1 protein-coding gene and 3 tRNA genes are annotated in these 2,446 nt (G+C 59.9%); all 4 read right to left on the bottom strand.

The features are described 5' to 3' along the window. Positions 1-76: transfer RNA gene (locus AC07VL_RS27945), tRNA-Glu, on the bottom strand. Positions 77-278: 202 nt separating this feature from the next. Then, a complete protein-coding gene (locus AC07VL_RS27940) occupies positions 279-1,670 on the bottom strand; it encodes a DUF5694 domain-containing protein (RefSeq protein WP_494808741.1) in 1,392 nt (463 codons plus the stop codon). Between the two features lie 487 nt (positions 1,671-2,157). Further along, positions 2,158-2,233: transfer RNA gene (locus AC07VL_RS27935), tRNA-Ala, on the bottom strand. An 81-nt stretch (positions 2,234-2,314) separates the two neighbouring features. Then, positions 2,315-2,390, bottom strand: a tRNA-Ala gene (locus AC07VL_RS27930). Between the last annotated feature and the right edge of the window lie 56 nt (positions 2,391-2,446).

Below are 2,446 nucleotides of genomic sequence, written 5' to 3'. Positions count from 1 at the left end.
TGGCGTCCCCAAGGGGATTCGAACCCCTGTACTCACCGTGAAAGGGTGATGTCCTAGGCCTCTAGACGATGGGGACCTGTGCTGGTTTTACTCTCAGCGGACTCTTCGTTGAAGGCTTTGTTCAGCCCCTCAAAAAAGCGTGCGCGAAGTTTAACACGAAGCGATTCACGAAATCAACTGCTGGCCTCTTATTTTCCACCTTATTTCACTTCCCGCCCCCACGGGAGCGCCATCATGACTGGAAGACATGGAAAGAGCGGCCAGCCCTCCCCGCTCCCTCAGCGCAGGATATCGTCCGTGCCGACGATGCGCACGTCATGCATCTGCTCCAGATACGCTTCCAGGTAGGCCTTGTGCGATGCGCCGACCAGCACCAGGACGCGCATGCCGGGCCGGGCCATCATGAGCTCACGGATATTCGACGCCATGCGCAAGTTGCGCGTTTCCCAGTAGGCCACGTAATTGCGGCCGAAGTGCCGGGGCGACGACTCCTCCAGCGCAGCGCCAAAATCGCTGCGGAAGGCCATTTCGGCCTGATCCGGCGCGTTATAGGCACGATACATGGCCAGCACGGCAGCCGGCGTCGTCAATGCCGCCTGCAGCGCTGCGCCGATACGCTTGCGCTGCACCGTATGCGGGTTATCCCACGCCTTCATGAGCGCCTGGCCGTAAGCCGCCTCTTCCGCCGCATTTTCAGCGGGCTCATCCGCCGTATGATCATCCATGGCATACACCCGCTCATGCCCGCTCCTTGCCGCCACGACGGCAGCGATCAGAACATCCTCGCCGCGCCGCTGCATCCTGTCATTGAGCGTGGCCACCAGCTTCGCATCGAGACCGTCGCCCGCCCGCCGCTCTTCCGCCGGAAGGCGCAGCCATTGCACCAGCGCGGATGCCGGCTCGCCGCCGGCGAGAAATAGCGATGCCAACGTGCGCCGCTGGGAGGCAGCGGGTGCCGCCGGCCACGCGGCCAGCAGGCGCTGCGCCCGCACGGTGGCCGCCACCACATCCAGGCCCGTGGCCGCCTGGGCGGCAGCAGGGTCCCAGCAATAGGACTTGATCGTATCCGCGTAGCGCTGCGGGTAGCTGCGCAGGTAGGCGCATTGCAGGCCGGACAAGGCCTCGATGGCAATGGCTTGCGGCCGCCACTCCAGCAAGCGCGCATGCAGCAAACCCAGTTGCGCCGGATCAAACGACTTCGGCAATTGCGACAAGTGCGGCGTACCCAGCACCATCACTTCGTTGATACGCCCCGCCTGCAACTTGTGGGCGGCGGGATCGAAGGGCGCGGCAGGCGCCGTGGCGGCGAACGCCGGGACGCAAGCGGCGAACAGCATGCTGGCAAATAAACGGGACATTCCACCTCCGGGAGTGAGTGATTTCATGACGATACGCATACGTAAAAAACGGCGGCAGGTGCAACCCCACCCATCCATTGCTTGAACCAGGGGCATCTTAGGCACCCGACGGCACGATGTCCGCCCAAAAACGATGAATGGCAAAAATAGCATTCTGGAATGCAATTGATGCGGATATGCCGCGCGCAGGTGCCCCAGAAAGATATGCAGAAAAAGGAAAAGCAAGAGGAGCGGCAAAAAAGCGCACCCGAGGGTATGGCGGAAAATAGTTCGAAAACAAAAAAAGCTGCCCGAGGCGACTTTAATGATCATGTGATTTCTGCGCTGTTGGTGGAGGTAAGCGGGAGCTAAGCGCTGACCTCTTGCATGCCATGCAAGCGCACTAGCAGCTTAGCCACACTCCCCCGTGGGGTATGGCGGAAACCGTCCGGAAATAAAAAAAGCCGCCCGAGGCGACTTTAATGGTCATGTGATTTCTGCGCTGTTGGTGGAGGTAAGCGGGAACTAACCGCTGACCTCTTGCATGCCATGCAAGCGCACTAACAGCTTAGCCACACTCCCCCGTGGGGTATCGCGGAAACCGTCCGGAAATAAAAAAAGCCGCCCAAGGCGACTTTAATGGTCATGTGATTTCTGCGCTGTTGGTGGAGGTAAGCGGGAGCTAACCGCTGACCTCTTGCATGCCATGCAAGCGCGCTGACAGCTTAGCCACACTCCCCCGTGGGGTATGGCGGAAACCGTCCGGAAATAAAAAAAGCCGCCCGAGGCGACTTTAATGGTCATGTGATTTCTGCGCCGTTGGTGGAGGTAAGCGGGAGCTAACCGCTGACCTCTTGCATGCCATGCAAGCGCACTTACAGCTTAGCCACACTCCCCCGTGGGGTATGGCGGAAACCGTCCGGAAATAAAAAAAGCCGCCCGAGGCGACTTTAATGGTCATGTGATTTCTGCGCCGTTGGTGGAGGTAAGCGGGAGCTAACCGCTGACCTCTTGCATGCCATGCAAGCGCACTGACAGCTTAGCCACACTCCCCCGTGGGGTATGGCGGAAACCGTCCGGAAATAAAAAAAGCCGCCCGAGGCGACTTT

The organism is Janthinobacterium sp. GW821-FHT03C08 (assembly GCF_059420905.1).
Note: the sequence above shows the minus strand (reverse complement) of the source record. Positions and strands in the feature narration are given on the sequence as shown.

Bases quoted from the DNA above. Each gene is read 5' to 3' on its own strand.
- AC07VL_RS27940 (WP_494808741.1), bottom strand. From the start codon at position 1,670: ATGATCATTAAAGTCGCCTCGGGCAGCTTTTTTTGTTTTCGAACTATT.